The organism is Streptomyces sp. NPDC006294, assembly GCF_042870895.1.
Taxonomy (GTDB): Bacteria; Actinomycetota; Actinomycetes; order Streptomycetales; family Streptomycetaceae; genus Streptomyces.
Genome location: NZ_JBIAHV010000019.1, coordinates 110,970 through 133,761 on the forward strand (window position 1 = coordinate 110,970; position 22,792 = coordinate 133,761).

A 22,792-nucleotide genomic window follows, 5' to 3' on the forward strand; every position below is an offset into this window, starting at 1 on the left:
CACCGCTCCGGCCACCCCCGCACCGGAGGTGCGCGCATGACCACGCTGGCTCATGTCGCAGAAGCGCAGCGCAGCGTCCTCGCGCTCGAGGACCTGTCGATGTTCGGACGCGACCCGTGGTGGCTCGTCGCCATCAAGGCCGTGTTCTGCTTCGCCTTCCTGATGGTCACCGTGCTCTTCTCCATCGTGTGGGAGCGCAAGGTCGTCGCCTGGATGCAGCTGCGCATCGGCCCCAACCGGCACGGCCCGTGGGGTCTGCTGCAGTCGCTCGCCGACGGCATCAAGCTGATGCTGAAGGAAGACGTGATCGTCAAGCGGGCGGACAAGGTCGTCTACGTCCTCGCGCCGATCATCGCGGCGATCCCGGCCTTCATGGCGATCGCCGTGATCCCCTTCGGCCCGGCCGGCAACGAGATCTCGATCTTCGGGCAGCGCACCACGATGCAGCTGACCGACCTGCCGATCGCGATGCTCTACATCCTCGCGGTCGCCTCGGTCGGCATCTACGGCATCGTGCTCGCCGGCTGGTCGTCCGGGTCCACGTACCCGCTGCTCGGCGGCCTGCGTGCCTGCGCGCAGATGATCTCCTACGAGATCGCGATGGGCGCCGCGTTCGCCTCCGTCTTCCTCTACTCCGGGTCGATGTCGACCTCGGCGATCGTGGACGCGCAGGCGGACCGCTGGTTCATCGTCCTGCTGCCGGTCTCCTTCATCATCTACGTCGTCACGATGGTCGGTGAGACCAACCGGGCGCCGCTCGACATGCCGGAGTCCGAGGGCGACCTCGTCGGCGGCTTCAACACCGAGTACAGCTCCATCAAGTTCGCGATGTTCATGCTGGCCGAGTACGTCAACATGGTCACCGTCGCGGCCGTCTCCGTCACCCTCTTCCTGGGCGGCTGGCGGGCGCCGTACCCGATCTCCACCTTCTGGGAGGGCGCGAACCACGGCTGGTGGCCGATGCTCTGGTTCGTCGTCAAGGTCCAGCTGCTGCTGTTCTTCTTCATCTGGCTGCGCGGCACCCTGCCCCGCGTCCGCTACGACCAGCTGATGAAGCTCGGCTGGAAGGTCCTCATCCCGGTCTCCGTCGTCTGGCTGATGCTGGTGGCGACCGTGCGGGCCCTGCGCAACGAGAACTACGACTTCCAGCAGATCGTGCTGTACGTCGGCGGAGCGGTGATCGCGGTGCTGCTCCTCTCGTTCGTGGCCGACGTCTTCCGCGGCAAGAAGGAGAAGGCGGAGGAGGCCGCCAGGCCGGCGCCCCCCGCCTTCGATCCGATGGCGGGCGGCTTCCCCGTACCGCCGCTGCCCGGACAGGAGCTGCCACCGGTCCCGCGCAGGCGGTCCCGGCAGGAGCGCGAACTGATTGTCAGTGGTGGACCCAATACTGACAGTGATGACCCTCGGGACGGAAAGGAGGCTGACGGTGTCTGAGGAATCCAAGAGCAAGGAATCCGAGAGCAAGTTCCTGAATCCGGTTGCCGGCTTCGGCGTGACCTTCAAGGCCATGTTCAAGAAGCGGCTGACCGAGCAGTATCCGGAGCAGGAGAAGGTCACGGCGCCGCGCTTCCACGGCCGGCACCAGCTCAACCGCCATCCGGACGGGCTCGAGAAGTGCGTCGGCTGCGAGCTGTGCGCCTGGGCCTGCCCGGCGGACGCGATCTATGTGGAGGGCGCGGACAACACCGAGGAGGAGCGCTACTCCCCGGGTGAGCGGTACGGCCGCGTCTACCAGATCAACTACGCCCGCTGCATCCTGTGCGGTCTGTGCATCGAGGCCTGCCCGACGCGCGCGCTGACGATGACCAACGAGTTCGAACTGGCCGACACCAGCCGGGAGAACCTCATCTTCACCAAGGAGCAGCTGCTCGCCGGTCTGGACGAGGGCATGGTCGACTCGCCGCACGCGATCTACCCCGGCATGGACGAGCAGGACTACTACCGGGGTCTGGTCACGGAGGCCGCGCCGGGCACGGTCCAGCAGGCCGCGGACTCCAAGGACGGGACGGTGCAGGAGGGCGAGTCGACCTTCGGCGAGGACGAGCCCGCGTCCAAGAAGGTGATCGGGGCATGAACACGTTCGCCGCCTCCGTCACCTCCACCGGCGAGGCATTCCAGTTCTGGGTGCTCGGCACCATCGCCGTGATCGGGGCGCTCTGCACCATCCTGATGAAGCGGGCCGTGCACAGCGCCCTCTGCCTGGCCGGGACGATGATCATCCTCGCGGTGTTCTACCTGGCCAACGGCGCGTACTTCCTCGGCGTCGTCCAGATCGTCGTCTACACCGGCGCGATCATGATGCTGTTCCTCTTCGTCGTCATGCTCGTCGGCGTCACCGCCGCCGACTCCCTCAAGGAGACGCTGAAGGGCCAGCGCTGGCTCGCGGTCGCCTGCGGCCTCGGCTTCGGCATCCTGCTGATCGCCGGCATCGGAAACGCCTCACTGCAGACCTTCAACGGCCTGGGCGCCGCCAACTCGGCCCACGGCGGGAACGTCGAGGGCCTGGCCGCGCTCATCTTCACCAAGTACGTCTTCGCCTTCGAGATCACCGGCGCGCTGCTGATCACCGCGGCCGTCGGCGCGATGGTGCTCACCCACCGGGAGCGCACCGAGCGGGCCATGACCCAGCGCGAGATGGCCGAGCGGCGCGTACGGGAGGGCAAGCACCTCCCGCCGCTGCCCGCCCCCGGCGTCTACGCCCGGCACAACGCGGTGGACATCGCCGGTCTGCTCCCGGACGGCACCCCGTCCGAGCTGACGGTCAGCCGGACGCTGCGCGAGCGCGGTCAGATCCGGGACGTCTCCACCGAGGCGCTGAACGACCTCAAGGCGCTGGAGCAGCGCTCCGAGGAGCGCCTGGGACGTGACCGTAGCGAGGACGACGACCGGGACGAGCACGACCGGGACGGACAGGAGGCCAAGCGGTGAATCCGGTCAACTACCTGTATCTGGCCGCCCTGCTGTTCACCATCGGCGCGGCAGGAGTCCTGATCCGGCGGAACGCGATCGTGGTGTTCATGTGCGTGGAGCTGATGCTCAACGCCTGCAACCTCGCGTTCGTCGCCTTCTCCCGTATGCACGGCAATCTCGACGGCCAGATCATCGCGTTCTTCACGATGGTCGTCGCCGCCGCCGAGGTCGTGGTGGGTCTCGCGATCATCGTGTCGCTGTTCCGCTCCCGCCACTCGGCCTCGGTCGACGACGCCAGCCTGATGAAGCTGTAAGGGGTCGGAAGAATCGTGGAGAACCTGATTGCGCTGCTCGTCGCGGCGCCACTGCTCGGAGCGGCGGTCCTGCTCTGCGGCGGACGCCGCCTCGACAAGGCGGGCCACTGGCTGGGCACCGTGCTCGCCGGGGCCTCGTTCGTCATCGGCGCCGTGCTGTTCATGGACATGCTCGGCAAGGGCGGGGAGGAACGCGCCCTGCACCAGCGGCTGTTCAGCTGGGTCCCCGTCGAGGGCTTCCAGGCGGACATCGCCTTCCAGCTCGACCAGCTGTCGATGACCTTCGTCCTGCTGATCACCGGTGTGGGCACCCTGATCCACATCTACTCGATCGGTTACATGGAGCACGACGAGCGGCGCCGCCGCTTCTTCGGCTACCTGAACCTGTTCCTCGCGGCGATGCTCCTGCTGGTCCTCGCCGACAACTACCTGCTGCTGTACATGGGCTGGGAGGGCGTCGGTCTCGCGTCCTACCTGCTCATCGGCTTCTGGCAGCACAAGCCCAGCGCGGCGACCGCGGCGAAGAAGGCGTTCCTCGTCAACCGGGTCGGCGACATGGGCCTGTCGATCGCGATCATGCTGATGTTCACCACCTTCGGCACCTTCGCCTTCGGACCGGTGCTCGAGGCCACGGGTGAGACCTCCGAGGGGATGCTGACGGCCATCGGCCTGATGCTGCTGCTCGCCGCGTGCGGCAAGTCCGCCCAGGTGCCGCTGCAGTCCTGGCTCGGTGACGCGATGGAGGGCCCGACCCCGGTCTCGGCCCTCATCCACGCCGCCACCATGGTCACCGCGGGCGTCTACCTCATCGTCCGCTCCGGTGCGATCTTCAACGCCGCCCCGGACGCGCAGCTCGCGGTCGTCATCGTCGGCGCCGTCACGCTCCTCTTCGGTGCGATCGTCGGTTGCGCGAAGGACGACATCAAGAAGGCGCTGGCCGGTTCGACGATGTCGCAGATCGGCTACATGATCCTCGCGGCCGGCCTCGGCCCGATCGGATACGCCTTCGCGATCATGCACCTGGTGACGCACGGCTTCTTCAAGGCCGGGCTCTTCCTCGGCGCCGGTTCGGTCATGCACGGCATGAACGACGAGGTCGACATGAGGAAGTACGGCGGCCTCCGCAAGTACATGCCGATCACCTTCGTCACTTTCGGCCTCGGCTATCTGGCCATCATCGGCTTCCCGGGCCTGTCCGGCTTCTGGTCCAAGGACAAGATCATCGAGGCGGCGTTCGCCTACGACGACGGAATCCGCGGCTGGGTCTTCGGCGGCGTGGCGCTGCTCGGCGCCGGGATCACCGCGTTCTACATGACGCGCGTGATGATCCTCACCTTCTTCGGTGAGAAGCGCTGGCAGCCCGCGCCCGACGCGGACCAGGCGGCGAGTGCCGAGCCTGCCGCGGAGTCCCACGCCGGCGAGATGCCGCACCCGCACGAGTCGCCCAAGTCGATGACGATCCCGATGATCGTGCTCGCCTTCGGCTCCGTCTTCGCGGGAGCGTTCTTCTCCATCGGCGACCGGTTCGCCAACTGGCTCGCCCCGGTCACCCGGTTCGAGCACCCGCACCCGGTGATCTCCGTCCCGGTCATCACCACCGCCACGATGGTGGTCCTGCTGACCGGTGCCGTGATCGCCTATCTGATGTACGGGCGCCGGCCGGTGCCGGTCACCGCGCCGCGGGGCTCGCTGCTCACCCGGGCCGCCCGCCGCGACCTGCTCCAGGACGACTTCAACCACGTGGTCCTGGTCCGCGGCGGCGAGCACCTCACCCGGTCCCTGGTCTACGTGGACCACAGCCTGGTGGACGGCGTGGTGAACGGGACGGCCGCCTCGTTCGGCGGGCTCTCCGGCCGACTGCGCAAGCTGCAGAACGGCTACGCCCGCAGTTACGCGGTCTCGATGTTCGGCGGTACGGCGATCCTGATCGCCGCCACCCTGCTGATGAGGGCGGTCTGACAATGTCCTTTCCGATTCTGACGGCCACGGCGGTGCTCCCGGCCCTCGGGGCCATCGCCACCGCCGCCGTACCGGCCGGCAAGCGGAACGCGGCCAAGTGGCTGGCACTGCTGGTCTCGCTCGGCACCCTGGTGCTCGCCGCGACCGTGCTCGTACGGTTCGAGCCGGGCGGCGACCGGTACCAGCTCACCGAGTCCCATGCGTGGATCGCCGACTTCGGCGTCCGGTACGAACTCGGCGTGGACGGCATCGGGGTCGTGATGGTGGCGCTCACCGCGCTGCTGATCCCGTTCGTGATCCTCGCCGGCTGGCACGACGCCGACCCACTGGAGACAAGGTCGTCGCGCTGGCGGCCGACGCAGGGCTTCTTCGCCCTGATCCTCATGGTCGAGGCGATGGTGGTCCTCTCCTTCGAGGCCACCGACGTCTTCCTCTTCTACATCCTGTTCGAAGCCATGCTGATCCCGATGTACTTCCTCATCGGCGGTTTCGGCGACCGCGCCCACGCGGGCACCGACGAGAACGCGGCGGCCCAGCGGTCCTACGCGGCCGTGAAGTTCCTGCTCTACAACCTGGCCGGCGGACTGATCATGCTGGCCGCCGTCATCGGTCTGTACGTGGTCGCGGGCAGCTTCTCGCTCTCCGAGATCGCCGAGGCGCGGGCGAGCGGCGAGCTCGGGATGGCCACCGACACCGAGCGGCTGCTGTTCCTCGGCTTCTTCTTCGCCTTCGCGATCAAGGCGCCGCTGTGGCCGCTGCACACCTGGCTGCCCAACGCCATGGGCGAGGCGACCGCCCCGGTCGCCGTGCTGATCACGGCGGTGGTCGACAAGGTCGGCACGTTCGCGATGCTGCGCTTCTGCCTCCAGCTGTTCCCGGAGGCGTCGAAGTGGGCCACACCGGCCATCCTGGTGCTGGCGCTGATCAGCATCGTCTACGGCGCGCTGCTCGCGGTCGGCCAGCGCGACATCAAGCGCCTGATCGCCTATGCGTCGGTCTCCCACTTCGGCTTCATCGTCATGGGCATCTTCGCGATGACCAGCCAGGGCCAGTCCGGCGCGACGCTCTACATGGTCAACCACGGACTGTCCACGGCGGCGCTGATGCTGGTGGCCGGCTTCCTGATCTCGCGGCGCGGTTCACGGCTCATCGCCGACTACGGCGGTGTGCAGAAGGTCGCCCCGGTGCTCGCCGGCACCTTCCTGATCGGCGGTCTGGCCACGCTCTCACTGCCGGGACTCGCGCCCTTCGTCAGTGAGTTCCTGGTCCTGGTGGGCACGTTCGCCGCCTATCCCGTCGTCGGGATCATCGCCACCCTCGGCATCGTGCTCGCCGCGCTCTACACCCTCGTCCTCTACCAGCGGACGATGACCGGGCCGGTGAAGGCCGAGGTGCGGAAGATGCCGGACCTCAGGGTCCGTGAACTGGCGGTCGTCGCCCCGCTGATCGCACTGCTGCTCTTCCTCGGCGTCTTCCCGAAGCCGCTGACGGAGATCATCGACCCGGCCGTGGAGCACACGATGTCCGACGTTCAGAAGCAGGACCCCCGGCCCGATGTGGAGGCGGCCAAGTGAGCGCTACAGCTGTCCACAACCTGTGGACAACGGCTGCGGAAGTCGAGCCGCTCGGCAGGATCCCCGCGCCCCACATCGAGTACGCCCAGCTGTCGCCCGTACTGATCGTCGTCGGTGCGGCCGTCCTGGGCATCCTCGTGGAGGCGTTCGTCCCGCGCAGGGCCCGCTACTACACGCAGGTGTTCCTCACCGTCGTCGCGCTCGGGGCCGCCTTCGCGGCGATCGTCGGGCTCGCCGCCAACGGGTACGCCACGACCGAGAAGCAGATCGCGGCGATGGGCGCCATCGCGGTCGACGGACCGGCGCTGTTCCTGCAGGGCACCATCCTGCTGGCCTCGCTGGTCGCGGTCTTCACCTTCGCCGAGCGCCGGCTCGACCCGGTGGCGCACGGCAACCGCATCGACTCGTTCGCCGCGGAGGCCGCCGCCGTGCCCGGCAGCGAGCACGAGAAGGCCGCGGTCAAGGCCGGGTTCACCACCACCGAGGTGTTCCCGCTCCTGCTCTTCGCGATCGCCGGCATGCTGGTGTTCCCGGCGGCCAACGACCTGCTGACGCTGTTCATCGCGCTCGAGGTCTTCTCCCTCCCGCTCTACCTCCTGTGCGCCGTGGCCCGCCGCAAGCGGCTCCTGTCGCAGGAGGCCGCGGTGAAGTACTTCCTGCTGGGCGCGTTCTCCTCCGCGTTCCTGCTCTTCGGCATCGCGCTGATGTACGGGTACGCGGGCTCCGTCTCGTACGCCCGGATCGCCGAGGTCGTCGACGGCAGCGTCCGCACCATCGACCCGGCGCTCGCCGGCACCATGGGCAACGACGCGCTGCTGCTGATCGGCGGCGCGCTGATCCTCATGGGCCTGCTGTTCAAGGTCGGCGCGGTGCCGTTCCACATGTGGACGCCCGACGTCTACCAGGGCGCGCCGACCCCGCTCACCGGCTTCATGGCCGCGGCCACCAAGGTCGCCGCGTTCGGCGCGCTGCTGCGGCTGCTGTACGTGGTGCTGCCGGGCCTCGCCTGGGACTGGCGGCCGGTCATGTGGGCGGTCGCGATCGTCACCATGCTGGGCGGTGCGATCGTCGCCATCACCCAGACCGACATCAAGCGGCTGTTGGCGTACTCCTCGATCGCGCACGCCGGTTTCATCCTCGCCGGTGTGATCGCCACGACGCCCGAGGGCATCTCGTCCGTCCTCTTCTACCTGCTCGCCTACTCCTTCGTGACCATCGGCGCGTTCGCCGTCGTCACCCTGGTGCGCGACGCGGGCGGAGAGGCGACGCATCTGTCCAAGTGGGCGGGGCTCGGGCGGCGTTCACCGCTGGTGGCGGCGGTCTTCGCGGTGTTCCTGCTGGCCTTCGCCGGCATTCCGCTGACCTCCGGCTTCTCCGGCAAGTTCGCCGTCTTCAAGGCGGCCGCGGAGGGCGGCGCGGGAGCGCTGGTCGTGGTCGGTGTGATCTCGTCCGCGATCGCCGCGTTCTTCTACATCCGGGTCATCGTGCTGATGTTCTTCAGCGAGCCGAAGCCGGAGGGCCCCACGGTCGCCGTCCCCTCGCCGCTGACGATGACGACCATCGGCGTCGGCGTCGCCGTGACGCTGGTCCTCGGCCTCGCCCCCCAGTACTTCCTGGACCTGGCGAGCCAGGCGGGCGTCTTCGCACGCTGACGGACTCCCGCCCCACACGAAGGTCCGGCGTCTCCTCGGGGGAGAGGCCGGACCTTCGGCATGTCCTACTGCTCGCGGGACCGCCTGCGCTTGGGGACGATCGCGGTCAGATCGAGGTCGACGGGGAACGGGGCCTCCACCGTCATCCGGCCGCGGTGAATACCCGTGGACCGGTACTCGCCGGTGTTCGGCTCCAGCTCGAAGGTGTAGACGACCGTCTTTCCCTCGACGTTCTCGACCCGCCAGTAGTGCGGGATCTTGGCACGGGCGTACTTCACGGGCTTGGTTTCCCGGTCCCGGGTCACCGACTCCGCGGACGACCTCGACGGCCGGCAGCACCGTCTGGGCCGGGAAGCGCGTTCGCTCCGGGTCCTGGATCACATGCTCGGGCACGACGATCACATCGGGCTCCGGCCGGTTCTGCGCACGTGTAAACGAGTCACGCCGGGTTGACCTGGGCGGCCCCCACGGCGCCAATTGGTCTGGACCTACTGGCCGGCGGGAGAGGGAGCGGGATCATGCGCGGTACGACGGTGTTACCGGGGGCGACGCCCTGCCGGGCCTCGCGCGAGGGCGTGCCGCCCATGCACCGCCTGGAGGTGCCGATGCCCAATGCCCTGCCCTTCGCCATCGGCACCTTCGACACCATCGGCCCGATGTCCCGGGCCGACTTCCCGCACCGCCACACCTTCTACGAGATCGTCCACGTCACCGCCGGCACCGGCGCCCACGTCGTCGATCTCGCCCGCTGGGAGCTGCGGCCGCCCCACCTCGGCGTGATCGCACCGGGCCAGGTGCACCACTGGGAAGGGGCCAGGGGGCTGGCCGGGTCGGTCGTCCTGTTCACCGAGGACTTCCTGCTCGACCACCCCGGCGACCGTGAGCTGCTGCGCCGCCTGGGGGAGCGGCCCTGGCGGGACCTCGACGGGCCGACCCACGAGCGGACCGCCCGGCTGATCGCCGATCTCGATGACGAGTACCGCACCGGCGCCGAGGGGTTCGCCGGCGTGCTGCGGGCACTGCTGCACGTCCTCGTCGTACGGGCCGCACGGCTGCCGGGACCCGCGCCCGCGCGGCCGCCGTCCCGGCCGGGCGCGGTCGCGGCGGAGTTCCTGCGGCTGATCCACCGCAACGACCCCGCACTGTGGTCGGCGAGCGGCTGCGCGGACCGGATCGGGGTGAGCGGCGGATACCTCACGGAGGCGGTCAAGGAGGCCACCGGCCGGACCCCCGGCCGGCTGATCCGCGAGGCCCGGACCCACGAGGCCAAGCGGCTCCTGGCCAGGACGGATCTCACGGTGCGGCAGGTGGCCGGCCGGGTGGGCCTCTCCGATCCGGCGTACTTCTGCCGCTTCTTCAGGCGGGAGACCGGGATGAGCCCCGGTGACTTCCGGCGCGGCGGGGACGTCGGAGGAGAAAAGCACCACGACCACCGGCTCCCGTCCATCGTCCGGCCGCGCCCGTCCGCGTAGGTTCGGTGCCGATCCCCGACGCCCCCACGAAGGAGCAGGCATGGACGGCGCCACCGGCACGACCGGGGAAGACCCGGAGGAGACGGGCACGCACGGCACACCCGTTCCGCACCCGAGCCGCAAGGCGGTGCTGCGGGCGGCGCTCGCCGTCTCCGCGGCCGCGCCGATCGCACTGATCGGCGTGCCCGCGCTGGCACGCACCGCCTCGGCGACCGGTGCGGCCCCCGCCCTCACGCCCGAGTGCGACGACGGCGACGACCCGACGCCGCCGCAGATGGAGGGCCCCTATTTCAAGCCCAACTCCCCCCGGCGCACCTCGCTGTGGCAGCCGGGCACCCCGGGCACACGCCTGACCGTCACCGGCCATGTCTTCGGGCTGGCCTGTCTTCCGCTGAGCGGGGTCCTGCTCGACTTCTGGCAGGCCGACGTCAACGGCGCGTACGACAACGTGGGCTTCCGCTTCCGTGGCCACCAGTTCACCGACGCCCGGGGCGCGTTCACGCTGACCACGATCGTGCCGGGCCTGTATCCGGGCCGCACCCGGCACCTCCACGTCAAGGCGCAGGCACCCGGCCGGCCCGTGCTCACCACCCAGCTCTACTTCCCCGGCGAGCCCCGCAACAACACGGACGCGCTGTTCGACGCGCGGCTGCTGATGACCGTGCGCGACAGCGGGGGCGCCAAGGAGGCGGCCTTCGACTTCGTGCTCAACGTGCCGCAGAACCCAGGACCCGGCCCGACCGACGGCCCCACCACGCCACCGCCGGGCGGGACATGGGCGGTGGGCACGACCTATGCGGTCGGAGCCCGGGTCACCCATGGAGGCAGCGCATATGTGTGCCTCCAGGCGCATGTGGCCCAGCCCGGCTGGGAGCCGCCGTCGGTCCCGGCGCTCTGGCGGACCGAGTGACCACGGCGGCGCTCCGGCGGAGCGAGTGACCACGGCGAGGCGCGGCTGACGGGGCCGCGCGAAGGCCCGGCCCCCTGAGCCGGGGGGCCGGGGCTTCAACGCAACAGCGGGGGCGACCCGTCAGCGGGCGGGGACGATGCGGCCGGTGACCTCGCCGAGGCCGACGCGGACCCCGTCCGGGCCGGGCGCCCACGCGGTCATGGTCACCTCGTCGCCGTCCTCCAGGAACGTCCGCTTGCCCTCCGGGAGTTCGAACGCGTCGCGGCCGTTCCAGGTGAGCTCCAGCAGCGAGCCCCGCTGGTGCACCTCGGGGCCGCTGACGGTGCCGGAGCCGTAGAGGTCGCCCGTACGGAGCGACGCGCCGTTCACCGTCATGTGGGCGAGCTGCTGGGCGGCCGTCCAGTACATCGTGGCGAACGGCGGCTCCGCGACGAGCCGGCCGTTGATCGCCACCGAGATCCTTACGTCGAAACCGCCCGGCTCCTCCGCCTCGGAGTCGTCGAGGTAGGGCAGCGGCTTGACGTCACGGGCGGGCGGCGCGGTCCTGGCCGCGTCCAGCGCCTCCAGCGGGGTGACCCAGGCGGCCACCGACGTGGCGAAGGACTTGCCGAGGAACGGACCGAGCGGCACGTACTCCCACGCCTGGATGTCGCGCGCCGACCAGTCGTTGAGCAGGAACATCCCGAAGACGTGGTCGCGGAAGTCCCCGAGTGCCACCTGACTGCCCGGTTCGGACGGCGTGCCCACGAGGAAGCCGACCTCCGCCTCGATGTCGAGCTTCACCGAGGGACCGAACACCGGCGCCGCGTCGGCGGGCGCCTTCCGCTGCCCCGACGGTCGCACGACGTCGGTGCCGGAGACGAAGACCGTGCCGGCCCGGCCGTGGTAACCGATCGGCAGGTGCTTCCAGTTGGGGGTGAGCGCGGCGCCGTCCGGACGGAAGATGCGGCCCACGTTGGTGGCGTGGTGCTCGCTCGCGTAGAAGTCGACGTAGTCCGCCACCTCGTACGGGAGGTGCATCGTCACGGCGTCCAGCGGGTGCAGCAGCGGCTCTATGTCGGGCCGGTGCGCCGGCACCGTCACCCATGCGGTGAGCGCCCTGCGCACGTCACGCCACGCCGTACGCCCGGCGGCCAGCAGCGGGTTGAGGCTCGGCTGTGCCAGCAGTCCGGCATAGGGCGAGCCGAGCGCCTGGGCGGCGGCCCCGGCGTCGAGCACATGGTTCCCGATCCGGACACCGAGCCTGCGGCGCTCGGGTTCGTCGGCCGTGGTGAAGACGCCGTACGGAAGGTTGTGCGGGCCGAAGGGATCGCCCTCGGCGAGATCGAGCGGGCTCTGCTCGGGCATCGGTGCTTGCCTCGCTTTCCACGGATGTAGGGGACACGTTACGTGGCGGTCCGGCGGCCCCGGCAGTGCGCCCGGCGCCCGGTTCCGTGTCCCCGGCGGCCGGTCCGGACGTCAGGGCGGACCGATGCGCCGCTCCCAGGTCCGGTGGAAGACGATCTCGTCGCCGCTCCTGCACACCAGCTCGTCCGAGGTGACGAACCCCGCCTCCTCCCGGCCGATTTCGGAGCGCGTCCAGACGTGGGCGTCCCACGCCTCCTCCGGCCGGTGCAGCCGGACCGTCCACTCGGACAGGGCGCGGGCGGACAGCGGGTCGGCCTCCTCGATCGTGTACGTCTCGTGGCACTCCTCGGTGTACTCCAGGCCGTCCGGGTGGACATGGGCGCCGCCCCGGTGGGGTGTCGCCTCCAGGGTCCAGCGTCCGGCCGGCACGTCGCGTACGAGCAGCAGCCGCGGCCGCGGCGGGTCGAGGGTCTGCGGGACGGCGACCGCGGGCGGCCGGGCGTGCTCGGGCTCCGCGAAGCCCGCGCCCTCCTGCTCCGGCCCGCGGACCGGCAGGTCGAGCCGGGAGCCCGCCGGGTCCAGCGTGAAGCCGGCCGGGCCGGGGTGCGGCCAGATCCAGGGCCAGTACGCGGAGGAGACGGCGAGCCGGATGCGGTGTCCCGGCGCGAAGACGTGGCCGGCGGCGGCCAGGTCGAAGCTCACCTCCTGGGTGGTGCCGGCGGGCCACGGCACCGCCCGGTCCGGGCCCTCGCGGGCCGCGAGGTTCAGCGCGCCGCGGGTGACGAGCCGGGCCGCGCCGTCGGGGGCGACGTCGCAGAGCCGGGCCACGGCGAAGCCGCCCGGCCCCGCGGCCGTCAGCCGCAGGGCGAGCCGGGGCCGGCCGAGGACCCCGATCGGTTCCTCGCCGACGGGGAACTCGAAGCACACCGACCGTGCGTCCTCCTCCCGCTGGTCCGGCGGCAGGTCGGCGTCGTGCCCGGCCGGCCGGAAGCGGCCCGCGTCCACCCCGGTGTGCTGCGGGGAGTCGACGAGGACCGGTCCGCCGCCCAGCGCGTAGGGGACGACGGTGACGTGCGGGGACGGCCAGGCCGGCTCACCCGTCCAGCGGCCCAGCGCCGGCTCGGCCGCCTCGAGCCGGCAGCGCAGCAGCGGCTCGGACATCACGCCGGTGTCCCTGTCCCTCAGCCACTGGTCCCACCAGCGCAGCGTCTCCTGGAGGAAGCCGACCGCGTCCCCGCGCCCGCCCCGCTCCGGCTCGCGGTCGGGGTACTGGTGCGGCCACGGTCCGATCAGCCCCCGCACCCGGTCCGCCGGCAGCCGCTCGACCAGCCTCAGGACCGTGTCCCGGCACGGGTCGTGCAGGCCGCTCACCGCCAGCACGGCCGCCGCCACGGCGGCGGTGTCGTCGCTGACCCCGGCGCTCAGCCAGTACTCGTCGCGCAGCCGATGGGCCAGCCAGGTGTGGACCACGGGCGTCAGCGACTCCAGCCGCGCCAGCCACATCGCGAGCCACTCGTCACCCGTGTGCAGCGGGTCCGGCGGCCTGGCCGCGAGCGCGAGCCGCCGGGCCGCCCGCGAATGCAGCCCCTGCCCGGCGACGCATCCGCCGGTATAGGGGCCGTCGTTGTCGTACGGGTCGTCCGTCGCGTCCACCACGACCACGGCCCGCAGCGGATCCGGCGCGAGGGCCGCGATCCGCAGCGCGTTCCGCCCGCCCCGGCCGATCCCGAACATGCCGACCCGGCCGTCGCACCACGGCCGGCGGGACAGCCACTCGATCACGGCGACGCCGTCGGAGAGCTCGATCGCGTCGTACTCGCCGCCCGGCACACCGCCGCTGTTCCCGTGGCCGCGCACGTCGACCCGAACGGAGGCGTAGCCGTGTCCCGCGTACCAGGGGTGGCGCTCGCCGTCGCGCACGGCCGTCGCGTCGGTGAGCCGGTGCGGCGCGTATTCGAGCAGCGCGGGCACCGGCTCGTCGGTGACCGGCCGCCATACTCGCGCGTGCAGTTCGGTGCCGTCCGGCAGCGGGACGCGGACATCCGCGTGGACCGTCTCGTACGGGAAATCGGTACGGATGCGCATGGCGGGACCTCGGTGGCGCGGAAGGGGAGAAAGGCGGCACGGCGGAGCGTGGTCCGACGGTATCGAGCAAATGCCGCATTTCGCTTTATTGATCCTGTTCTCGAACATATGGGCGCGGCGGGAAGGCGCTCATGGTGATCGAAAGGCGACCGGATACGCTGACTTGAGTGAATCCAGCGACACATCGACAATCCGTGTGATCGTCAGCAGACAGGAGATCCCCTCGTGACCGTCGTCGAGCCGTTCGGGCTGAGCGTGCGGGACCAGGCTCTTGAGGCCGATGTCCGGACCGGGTTGTCGGCCGTCGAGGCGGGTCTGCTCGACGCCACGAAGAGCGAGGTCCCGTTCATCACGGAGGCCGCGCAGCACCTGGTGCGCGCGGGCGGGAAGCGGTTCCGGCCGCTGCTGGTGATGCTCGCGGCCCAGTTCGGCGACCCGTACGCGCCGGGGATCGTGCCCTCCGCCGTGGTCGTCGAGCTCACCCATCTCGCGACGCTGTACCACGACGACGTCATGGACGAGGCGGACGTGCGGCGCGGCGTGCCCAGCGCCAACACCCGTTGGGACAACTCGGTGGCCGTGCTGACCGGCGACTTCCTGTTCGCCCGCGCCTCCCACATCCTGGCCGACCTCGGCCCGGAGGCCGTACGCATCCAGGCGGAGGCGTTCGAGCGGCTGGTGACCGGCCAGATCCTGGAGACCGCGGGCCCCCGCGACGGCCGCGACCCGGTGGACCACTACCTCGACGTCATGGCCGGCAAGACGGGCTCGCTCGTCGCCGTGTCCGTCCGCTTCGGCGCGATGATGTCCGGCGCGGACGACCATGTCGTCGACATCCTCACCCAGTACGGCGAGCGGCTCGGCGTCGCCTTCCAGCTCGCCGACGACGTGCTCGACATCGCCTCCGACTCCCACGAGTCCGGCAAGACCCCCGGTACCGACCTGCGCGAAGGCGTCCCGACCCTGCCGGTGCTGCGCCTGCGCGCCCTGGCGGAGGCCGAGGGCCGGCCGGACGACCTCGAGCTCGTGAAGCTCCTCGAGAGCGACCTGACCGACGACCTGCGGCACGCGGAGGCGCTGCGCCGCCTGCGCGTGCACCCGGCGCTCGAGCAGGCCCGCCGGGACACCGTGCGGTACGCGCAGGAGGCGCGGGCGCTGCTCGGCCCGCTCCCGGAGTGCTCGGCCAAGGCCGCCCTGGAGGAACTGTGCGACGCGGTGGTCCACCGCGCCGGCTGACCGCTCCCCGGTCGGGCGCATCGTGCACGGCGCTCTTGTCCCTTACGGGACGGGCCAGTTGCGGGCACGATGTCTCATCCCAGAGAGGTACGCCAAGTTGCGCCCGGGGTCTGACGCTTCCGGGCCGCCCATTTGGTCATATGGATTGCACCACCCCTGACAACCACGGAGGTAGGGCACACCATGGCACCGAACGACAGCACACAGACCACCGAAGAGGCCAAGGACCTCGCGGTGCGGCCCCGCAGGGCCGCCCGCTATCTCGTCCCGGTCGCGGTGGCCGGAGTGGCGGCGGCGACCATCGGGCTCGTCCCGGCGCTCGCTGCCTCCGGTGACCCGGATCTGCCGAAGGTCAGCGCGCAGGAACTCATCGAGAAGATCGCCGCGTCGGACACCGAGCAGTTCTCCGGCACGGTCAAGATCAGCACCGACCTCGGGCTGCCGTCGCTCGGCGGTCTCGCCGGCGCGATGGGCGGCGAGGACGGCGAGGACGGCGGCGGCTCGTCGGCCGCCCCCGACGCCAAACTGACCGAGCTCGCCACCGGCACCCACACCCTGCGGGTCGCGGCCGACGGCCCCGACCGGCAGAAGGTGTCCATCCTCCAGGACTCCTCCGAGTACAGCCTCATCCACAACGGTGACGAGGTGTGGGGCTACGACAGCGCCTCGAACGAGGTCTACCACGCCACGGACGACGGCAGGGGCGAGGGCGACGACGGCAAGGACGGCAAGGCCCCCGAGGACCTGCCGGAGGACTTCCCGACCACGCCCAAGGACCTCGCCGACGAGGTGCTGAAGGCCGCCGGCGACACCACGTCCATCACCGTCGGGGGCACCTCCCAGGTCGCCGGCCGGGACGCGTACAAGCTGGTCGTCAAGCCCAAGCAGGCCGGTTCGACGATCGGCTCCATCACCGTCGCGGTGGACGCGGAGCACGGCGTGCCGCTCAAGTTCACGCTCACGCCGAGCAGCGGCGGCAAGGCCGTGATCGACGCGGGCTTCACCAAGGTCGACTTCTCCCGGCCGGCCGCCTCGACCTTCGACTTCACCCCGCCCAAGGGCGCCAAGGTGACGGAGGCCGACGAGCTGGAGCACGAGCGGGCCCCGGAGCACGCCCCCGAGGAGTTCGAGGGCCTCGAGGACCTGGGCGGCCTCGACGTGATCGGCGAGGGCTGGACGTCCATCGCCAGGATCGAGGGCCACGGCGGCGAGGCGGGCGGCCCGACCGGCGGCAAGGACGCCGGGAACGAGGTCCCGGCGGAGGCCCAGCAGTTCCTCGACGCGCTCGGCGACAAGGTCCAGGGCAAGTTCGGCTCCGGCACGGTCTTCACCACGCGCCTGGTGAATGTCCTGATGACGGACGACGGCACGGTCTACGCCGGCGCGGTGACCAAGGACGCCCTGGTCAAGGCAGCGAACGAAGGCAAGTAGCACGACCGGTCGGGGCGGCGGGTCGGCTCCGCGCCCCGCCGTAGGCCCGCTGCGGCGGGGCGTGGAGACGGAGCCGCCGGAACACGGGCGAGTGAACCCAAGAGGCGCGCGGCTGCCGAAAGGAAGAAGGAAGTGGGGGTACCCCCGCCGAAGGCAGGGGGAGCGCGGAGATCTGAGGTACGTGGGGGTGCCCCCGGACGGAGTCTGGGGGAGATCGAGCACAATCGACCGTCGGCAGACGCTGAGAGCGCCCCGGAGGTGAACCGAACCCTTGAAAGAGACGCAGACGGCCGTCATTGAGACGCACGGGCTCACCAAGCGCTACCGGGGCGGGCAGTTGGCCGTCGACCGGCTGGACCTCAGCGTGCCGGCCGGCAGCGTCTTCGGGTTCCTCGGGCCGAACGGGTCCGGCAAGACCACCACCATCCGGATGCTGATGGGCCTCATCGCTCCCACCGCCGGCCGCGCCACGGTCCTCGGCCGTCCGATGCCCCGCTCGGCGGGCACCGTGCTTCCGCACGTGGGCGCGCTGATCGAGGGACCCGCGCTGTACGGGTTCCTCAGCGGCCGGGACAACCTGCTGCGCTTCGACGCGGCCGACCCGACCGCCGACCCCCGTACCCGCCGGGCGCGGGTCGCCGCCGCCCTGGACCGGGTGGGGCTCACCCAGGCGGCGGGCAAGAAGGCCAAGGCGTACTCCCTCGGGATGAAGCAGCGCCTCGGCCTGGCCGCGGCGCTGCTCCAGCCCCGGCGGCTGCTGGTGCTGGACGAGCCGACGAACGGGCTCGACCCGCAGGGCATGCGCGAGATCCGCGCCCTGGTGCGGGAGCTGGCCGCGGACGGTTCCACGGTCTTCCTCTCCTCGCATCTGCTGGACGAGATCGAGCAGGTCTGCACGCACGCCGCCGTCATGGCGCAGGGGCGGCTCATCACCCAGGGCCCGGTCGCGGAGCTCGCCGCGGGCGCCCGGGGCAGGCTCACCGTCCTGTCCCCGGACGCGGCCGACGCGGCCCGGATCCTCACGGAACGCGGCCTGGCCGCGGTGAGCCACGAAGGGGAGCGGGTGACCTGTGACCCGCCGGCCGACGACGCCGGGTTGGCGGAGCTCAACGCCGCCCTGGTGCACGGCGGGGTGCGGGTACGGGGCTTCGGAGTGGAACGCGCCTCTTTGGAGGACGCGTTCGTGGCGCTGACGGGTGAGGGTTTCGATGTCGCAGGCTGAGACGGCGGCGTCGGCCGCCCCGCGGGGCCGCCGCCCACTGCGTTCGCTCGGGCTGTTCCGCTCCGAGCTGACGCTGACCTTCCGCCGTTGGCGCACGCTCGCCCTGCTCGGGGTGCTGGCGGCCGTGCCGGTCCTGATCGGCGTCGCCGTCAGGATCGAGACGAGCGGCGGCGGCACGGTGGGCGGGGGCGGCCCCGAGGGCGGCGGCGGGCCGGCCTTCGTCACCCAGATCACCAACAACGGGCTGTTCCTGGTCTTCGCGGCCCTCGCCGCGACGCTGCCCGTGTTCCTGCCGATGGCGGTCGGTGTCGTCGCCGGCGACGCCGTCGCGGGCGAGGCGAACTCCGGCACGCTGCGCTATCTGCTGGTCGCCCCGGCCGGACGTACCAGGCTGCTGCTCGCCAAGTTCGCCGCCGTCTGCGCCTTCTGCCTGGTGGCGACCCTGGTCGTGGCGCTGTCCGCACTCGCCGTGGGGGCGCTGCTCTTCCCGCTCGGCGAGGTCACGACGATCTCGGGCGTCCCCGTGCCGTTCACGGAGGGGCTGTGGCGCGCCTTGTTGATCGCGGCGGTCGTCGCCGGGTCACTGGTGGGGCTGGCCGCGATCGGACTGTTCGTGTCGACCCTCACCGGCAGCGGCGTCGCGGCGATGGCGACCACCGTGGGGCTGCTGATCACGGTGCAGATCCTGGGCACGATCCCGCAGCTGGACGCCGTCCACCCCTATCTCTTCCCGCACTACTGGCTGTCCTTCGCGGACCTGATGCGCGAGCCGCTCCTGTGGGACGAGGTCCGGCGAAACCTCGGCCTGCAGGCGCTGTACGCGGCGGTCTTCGGCTCCGCGGCCTGGGCCCGCTTCACCTCGAAGGACGTCAACTCGTAGCCGGGCCCGCCCGTGGAAGCCGGCTGCGTGCGTGCGCGGCCCGTCCCGCACACGCACGCAGCCGCGCCGACAGCCGTCAGAAGGTCAGCTTCCAGCTGTCGATGTAGCCCGTGTCATAGCGCGCCACGTCCTGGACGCGCAGTTTCCAGGCGCCGTTCGCCGTCTCCGCGGACGCGTCCACGGTGTACGTGGTGATGACGTTGTCCGCCGAGTCGTTCCCGCTGGAGTTCTTCAGCCGGTACGCGGTGCCGTCCGGGGCCACCAGGTCCACCACGAGATCGCCGCGCCAGGTGTGCTTGATGTCGACCCCGACCTTGAGTGCGGCGGGGGCGTTGCCGGTGCGGCCGGAGACCGTCACCGTGGAGGTGACCGCGGCGCCGGCGTCGGGGACGGCGACGTCGGTGGTGTTCTCGTAGACGTCACCGGGCGGCTCGGTCGTGCCGCCTGCGGAGAGCGTCCATATCGCGTGGGCGATCGCGTCGCTGTTGCGGTCCAGGGCGGTGTCGTTGATGTTCGCCGTGGTGTCGCACGAGGAGTGGTAGCAGCGGTCGAACGCCTGACCGGCCGTGCCGCCCCACTTCTGGGCCTGGGCGCTGGTCTTCGTACGGCTGGCGCCGGTGAACAGGCCGCCGACCGGTATGCCGACGTTCTTGAACGACGCGTGGTCGGAGCGGCCGTCGCCCTCGGTCTCGATCTCGGTGGGGACACCGAGGCCGGCGAAGTAGCCCTTGAAGGTCTGCTCGATCACGGGGTCGTCGTCGTAGACGAAGTAGCCCGGGTTGGGCGAGCCGATCATGTCGAAGTTCAGATAGCCCGCGATCCGTGAACGCTCGGTGGTGGAGAGGCTGTTGACGTAGTACTTCGAGCCGACCAGACCGAGCTCCTCCGCGTCCCACCAGCCGAAGCGCAGATGCTTTGTGGGCTGCAACTGGGCCCGGGAGACGGCGAGTGCCGCCTCCAGTACGGCCGCGGAGCCCGAGCCGTTGTCGTTGATTCCGGCGCCGGAGCTGACCGAGTCGAGGTGGGCGCCGGCCATCACGGTCTGGTTCACGTCACCGCCCGGCCAGTCGGCCGTCAGGTTGTAGCCGACGGCGCCGTTGGAGGTGAACTGCTGGACGGTGGTGGTGAATCCGGCCGCGTCCAGCTGGGCCTTCACGTAGTCGATCGAGGCCTTGTAGCCGGGCCGGCCGTGGGCGCGGTTGCCGCCGTTGGAGCCGGCGATGGACTGGAACCGGCTGAGGTGCGCCTTGACGTTGGCGAGGGGTATGTCGGGTGCGGCGAGCGCGGATATCGGCGCCGGCGGTGCGTCGGCCGGTCCGGCCGACACCGCGGGCGCGGCGGTCGCGAGCAGCCCGGCCAGGGCGAGCGCGGCAACCGCGGGGACACGTCTGGGAACGGAGAGGTTCATGTGGGGGCTCCGGATTCCGTACGGGGACAGGACGGAACGTGCAGGAACGCCCCGGGATGGCTGATCCCGGGGCGCTGGAGCTGGATGTCGAACGTGATGCGTGTACACGTGCGTTGTGCGTGCTGATGTTCGAGGACAGCGTGACGTGGCGTCAAGGGCGGAAATCGGTCACGCCCGTTCGCATAGCGGATGCCTACTGCACGCAGAACTCATTGCCCTCGGGGTCGGTGAGCACGACCCACTCCCCGCCCGGCTCGCTCACCCGCCGCAGCACAGAGGCCCCCAGCCCCTTCAGCCTGGCAGTCTCGGCGTCCCGCTGTCCCGGCTCGGCGTGCACGTCGATGTGGAGCCGGTTCTTCCCCGTCTTCGGCTCCGGCACCCGCTGGAACAGCAGCCTGCGCCCGAGTCCCGCGCCGCTCATCTCGTCGTGGGCGTCGTCCGGATGCCGGACCGCGGCCAGATCGCGCCATGCCCGCCGGCCGTGCGTCTCGACCGTCGCCTCGACCGGCACCGCTCCTTGCGCGAGGAGCCGTTCGATGAGAGGGCTGTTGTCCTCGACGAGATACCCGAGTGCCGCGGCCCAGAAGTCCGCCTGGGTGTGCGGATCTGCGGCGTCGATCACGAGCTTCCAGTGCATTGTCATGGTTACCACTTGTAATGGTTACGTGACGAGGAGTGCAAAGGACACGCCCGGCCCGCCGATGCGACCGCGCTCGGACGACACCTTCGTGTTCGATCCGGGTGCTCTGCGCCTGGGTTGCCGTCCGTCGGAGGGCCCGGACGGCTCGCCGTGTACGGGGTCCTGCCCGACTCCCCGTGTGCAGGGCCCCGGGCGTGACGCGGACCCGGCCCGCATGGACCGGGTCGACGCGGCAGCGGCGGCGCCGCCGCAGGTGCTCGACGGAGCGGTACGGCAACCGCTCGATGAAGCGGTACGGCAACCGCGGCAAGGTGCGGGCGTACCGGGCCCGCCGCCGGGGTGGCCGGTTTGCGACGGAAGTCACGTCTTGGGGGCGCTGATTCGCGTCTACCGTGGAGGGATGGACGCACTGCCCCACAGCGGGCCGCCCGGCTGCCCGCTGGTCGGAGTGGCCGCCACGTACATGCCCCGGCTCTCGGAGTTCTCCTTCGAGCCGGGGCTTGTCGCGGCCGTCGACCAGCATGCGGCGGCCGTGCGCGACGCTCTCGTACCGCTTGTGCCCGCTCCCCGCCGGTCGGGCCAGGCTCCCCGGGAGGAGCCGTACGGCATGGTGCGGCGTGAGGATCTCGCGGACTATGTGCTCGGGTTCACCGACTGGCTGTCGGAGACGGACTGGTCCGAGCCGGTCGGCTACGACTTCGCGACGTTGCGGCTCACCGCCGTCTGCTGGCTGGTCCGCGAGCACGATCTGCTCGGCGACTGACGCTTCGCGGCAGCGCGCCGACGTCGCGGTCGCGGCCGTGGGTCACATGGGGTCGCGGCCGTTGCCCATCGCCGGGCCCTCGTCACGTCCTGTGCCGCGCCCGCGGCCCATGTCGTGGCTGCCTCCCGTGTCGCGGCCCGGCTGCCCGCGCTGGCCCGTGCCCTGCCTGCCGGCCCGGCGCTCGGAGGCCGGCTGGCCGGCGGCGGCGTCGGCGCGGCCGCGCTGGTACGCGGAGACGTTCTCCTTGGCGCGGCCGGTCTCGGCCTCCGCCGTCGCGAGCCAGCCCTCCCAGCGCTGCCGCATCGGGCCGATGAGGCCGCCGCCGACACCGACGATCACGACGCCGGCCATCGCGGCGAGGACCGCCCAGAGCACCGGACCGGTGACGGAGGTCGCGATCTGCGCCTGGCTGAGCGCGGCGATCACACCGAGCGCCACGATGAAGGCCCAGGCGACCGTGCCCAGGGTCCGGCCGTACGAGGTTCCCGACAGGGCCCCCTGGATGATGTCGCGGACGGCGCGTGCGATGGCCATGGCCACGACGACGATGACGCAGGCGACGATCGCCTTCGGGATCCAGGCGACGGCCGAGTTGATCATGTTGCTGACCGGGTTGGGGCCGAACACCCCGAAAGCCAGCTGCAGGGCGATCAGCAGGATCGCGTAGTAAAGGATCTTGGTGATGATCCCGGTGGCGTCGTACGAGGAGTTCCTGAGGGTGTTCGAAATGCCGCTGCGTTCCGACATCCGCTCGAAACCGACCTTGCGCAGCAGCTTGTCGACCACCTTGGCGATGGCCTTGGCGATGATCCAGCCGATGACCAGGATCGCCAGAAAGGCGATGAACTTCGGAATGAACCTGGCCACGGCCGACCATGCGTCACTGATGCCTTGACCGAAGTCGACCGATAGCGCGAGGGGTTGCTGCATGACGCACTCTCTTCGCTCTGTGGGCTACCTCGGTCCGGACGACCGGGGCCTGGACTTCC

Annotated in this window: 19 protein-coding genes and 1 pseudogene; 14 read left to right on the forward strand and 6 right to left on the reverse strand. The window is 70.9% G+C overall.

The window, feature by feature from the left end:
* Window positions 1–36: 36 nt before the first annotated feature.
* From nuoH to nuoN, 7 genes are read left to right on the forward strand one after another with little or no spacing between them, the layout of a single operon-like run.
* Entirely contained in the window at window positions 37–1,434 is a 1,398-nt protein-coding gene (nuoH, locus tag ACFYOP_RS28705) for an NADH-quinone oxidoreductase subunit NuoH (protein WP_356897667.1), read from the forward strand.
* Window positions 1,427–2,074 carry an NADH-quinone oxidoreductase subunit NuoI gene (gene nuoI, locus ACFYOP_RS28710; RefSeq protein ID WP_356897668.1) on the forward strand — a complete coding sequence of 216 codons (648 nt, stop codon included), beginning with the start codon at window positions 1,427–1,429 and terminating at the stop codon, window positions 2,072–2,074. Before nuoH ends, nuoI begins: the two co-directional genes overlap by 8 nt.
* The gene (locus tag ACFYOP_RS28715) at window positions 2,071–2,928 is read left to right on the forward strand and encodes an NADH-quinone oxidoreductase subunit J (protein WP_356897669.1); all 858 of its coding nucleotides are present in this window, start codon (window positions 2,071–2,073) and stop codon (window positions 2,926–2,928) included. Before nuoI ends, ACFYOP_RS28715 begins: the two co-directional genes overlap by 4 nt.
* Window positions 2,925–3,224, forward strand: a complete 300-nt coding sequence (gene nuoK, locus ACFYOP_RS28720; RefSeq protein ID WP_069927518.1) for an NADH-quinone oxidoreductase subunit NuoK — start codon at window positions 2,925–2,927, stop codon at window positions 3,222–3,224. The genes ACFYOP_RS28715 and nuoK overlap by 4 nt, the downstream gene beginning before the upstream one ends.
* 15 nt (window positions 3,225–3,239) lie before the next feature.
* Entirely contained in the window at window positions 3,240–5,183 is a 1,944-nt protein-coding gene (gene nuoL / locus ACFYOP_RS28725; protein WP_356897670.1) for an NADH-quinone oxidoreductase subunit L, read from the forward strand.
* A gap of 2 nt (window positions 5,184–5,185) precedes the next feature.
* Window positions 5,186–6,757 carry an NADH-quinone oxidoreductase subunit M gene (locus ACFYOP_RS28730; RefSeq protein WP_356897671.1) on the forward strand — a complete coding sequence of 524 codons (1,572 nt, stop codon included), beginning with the start codon at window positions 5,186–5,188 and terminating at the stop codon, window positions 6,755–6,757.
* Window positions 6,754–8,409: an NADH-quinone oxidoreductase subunit NuoN gene (gene nuoN / locus ACFYOP_RS28735; RefSeq protein ID WP_356897672.1), complete on the forward strand. Its 1,656-nt coding sequence runs from the start codon at window positions 6,754–6,756 to the stop codon at window positions 8,407–8,409. The genes ACFYOP_RS28730 and nuoN overlap by 4 nt, the downstream gene beginning before the upstream one ends.
* Before the next feature lie 65 nt (window positions 8,410–8,474).
* On the opposite strand, the pseudogene ACFYOP_RS28740 reads toward nuoN, so the two are convergent.
* A pseudogene (locus ACFYOP_RS28740) lies at window positions 8,475–8,829 on the reverse strand (Uma2 family endonuclease); the annotation flags it as partial.
* 98 nt (window positions 8,830–8,927) lie between these two features.
* Here ACFYOP_RS28740 and ACFYOP_RS28745 point away from each other — a divergent pair.
* Together ACFYOP_RS28745 and ACFYOP_RS28750 are read left to right on the forward strand one after the other, a co-directional pair.
* The gene (locus ACFYOP_RS28745; RefSeq protein ID WP_356897673.1) at window positions 8,928–9,881 is read left to right on the forward strand and encodes an AraC family transcriptional regulator; all 954 of its coding nucleotides are present in this window, start codon (window positions 8,928–8,930) and stop codon (window positions 9,879–9,881) included.
* A gap of 40 nt (window positions 9,882–9,921) precedes the next feature.
* Window positions 9,922–10,791, forward strand: coding sequence for a carbohydrate-binding protein (locus ACFYOP_RS28750; RefSeq protein WP_356897674.1), 870 nt, complete (start codon window positions 9,922–9,924; stop codon window positions 10,789–10,791).
* Window positions 10,792–10,911: 120 nt separating this feature from the next.
* Here the strand turns inward: ACFYOP_RS28750 and fahA are convergent, their stop codons facing one another.
* On the reverse strand, window positions 10,912–12,138 hold the full coding sequence (gene fahA / locus ACFYOP_RS28755; RefSeq protein ID WP_356897675.1) for a fumarylacetoacetase: 1,227 nt from the start codon (window positions 12,136–12,138) through the stop codon (window positions 10,912–10,914).
* Between the two features lie 111 nt (window positions 12,139–12,249).
* On the reverse strand, window positions 12,250–14,223 hold the full coding sequence (locus ACFYOP_RS28760; protein WP_356897676.1) for a CocE/NonD family hydrolase: 1,974 nt from the start codon (window positions 14,221–14,223) through the stop codon (window positions 12,250–12,252).
* A 225-nt stretch (window positions 14,224–14,448) separates the two neighbouring features.
* Here ACFYOP_RS28760 and ACFYOP_RS28765 point away from each other — a divergent pair, with 225 nt between their 5' ends.
* The 4 genes from ACFYOP_RS28765 (at window position 14,449) to ACFYOP_RS28780 (ending at window position 18,992) form a co-directional block, all read left to right on the forward strand.
* A complete protein-coding gene (locus tag ACFYOP_RS28765; RefSeq protein WP_356897677.1) occupies window positions 14,449–15,459 on the forward strand; it encodes a polyprenyl synthetase family protein in 1,011 nt (336 codons plus the stop codon).
* A 183-nt stretch (window positions 15,460–15,642) separates the two neighbouring features.
* Window positions 15,643–16,890, forward strand: coding sequence for a DUF2092 domain-containing protein (locus ACFYOP_RS28770; RefSeq protein ID WP_356897678.1), 1,248 nt, complete (start codon window positions 15,643–15,645; stop codon window positions 16,888–16,890).
* 271 nt (window positions 16,891–17,161) lie between these two features.
* Entirely contained in the window at window positions 17,162–18,112 is a 951-nt protein-coding gene (locus tag ACFYOP_RS28775) for an ABC transporter ATP-binding protein (protein WP_356897679.1), read from the forward strand.
* Window positions 18,099–18,992, forward strand: coding sequence for an ABC transporter permease (locus tag ACFYOP_RS28780; protein ID WP_356897680.1), 894 nt, complete (start codon window positions 18,099–18,101; stop codon window positions 18,990–18,992). Before ACFYOP_RS28775 ends, ACFYOP_RS28780 begins: the two co-directional genes overlap by 14 nt.
* 76 nt (window positions 18,993–19,068) lie before the next feature.
* Here ACFYOP_RS28780 and ACFYOP_RS28785 read toward each other — a convergent pair whose 3' ends face one another.
* Both ACFYOP_RS28785 and ACFYOP_RS28790 read right to left on the reverse strand, forming a co-directional pair.
* Window positions 19,069–20,400 carry a M28 family metallopeptidase gene (locus tag ACFYOP_RS28785; protein ID WP_356897681.1) on the reverse strand — a complete coding sequence of 444 codons (1,332 nt, stop codon included), beginning with the start codon at window positions 20,398–20,400 and terminating at the stop codon, window positions 19,069–19,071.
* A gap of 193 nt (window positions 20,401–20,593) precedes the next feature.
* Window positions 20,594–21,043 carry a VOC family protein gene (locus ACFYOP_RS28790; RefSeq protein WP_356897682.1) on the reverse strand — a complete coding sequence of 150 codons (450 nt, stop codon included), beginning with the start codon at window positions 21,041–21,043 and terminating at the stop codon, window positions 20,594–20,596.
* 397 nt (window positions 21,044–21,440) lie between these two features.
* Here ACFYOP_RS28790 and ACFYOP_RS28795 point away from each other — a divergent pair, with 397 nt between their 5' ends.
* Complete coding sequence (locus ACFYOP_RS28795; RefSeq protein WP_356897683.1) at window positions 21,441–21,803, forward strand: DUF6401 family natural product biosynthesis protein; 363 nt, start codon at window positions 21,441–21,443, stop codon at window positions 21,801–21,803.
* Between the two features lie 42 nt (window positions 21,804–21,845).
* On the opposite strand, the gene ACFYOP_RS28800 is transcribed toward ACFYOP_RS28795, so the two are convergent.
* Window positions 21,846–22,733 (reverse strand): hypothetical protein, encoded by an 888-nt coding sequence (locus ACFYOP_RS28800; RefSeq protein ID WP_356897684.1) that lies wholly within the window; start codon window positions 22,731–22,733, stop codon window positions 21,846–21,848.
* Window positions 22,734–22,792: the final 59 nt, after the last annotated feature.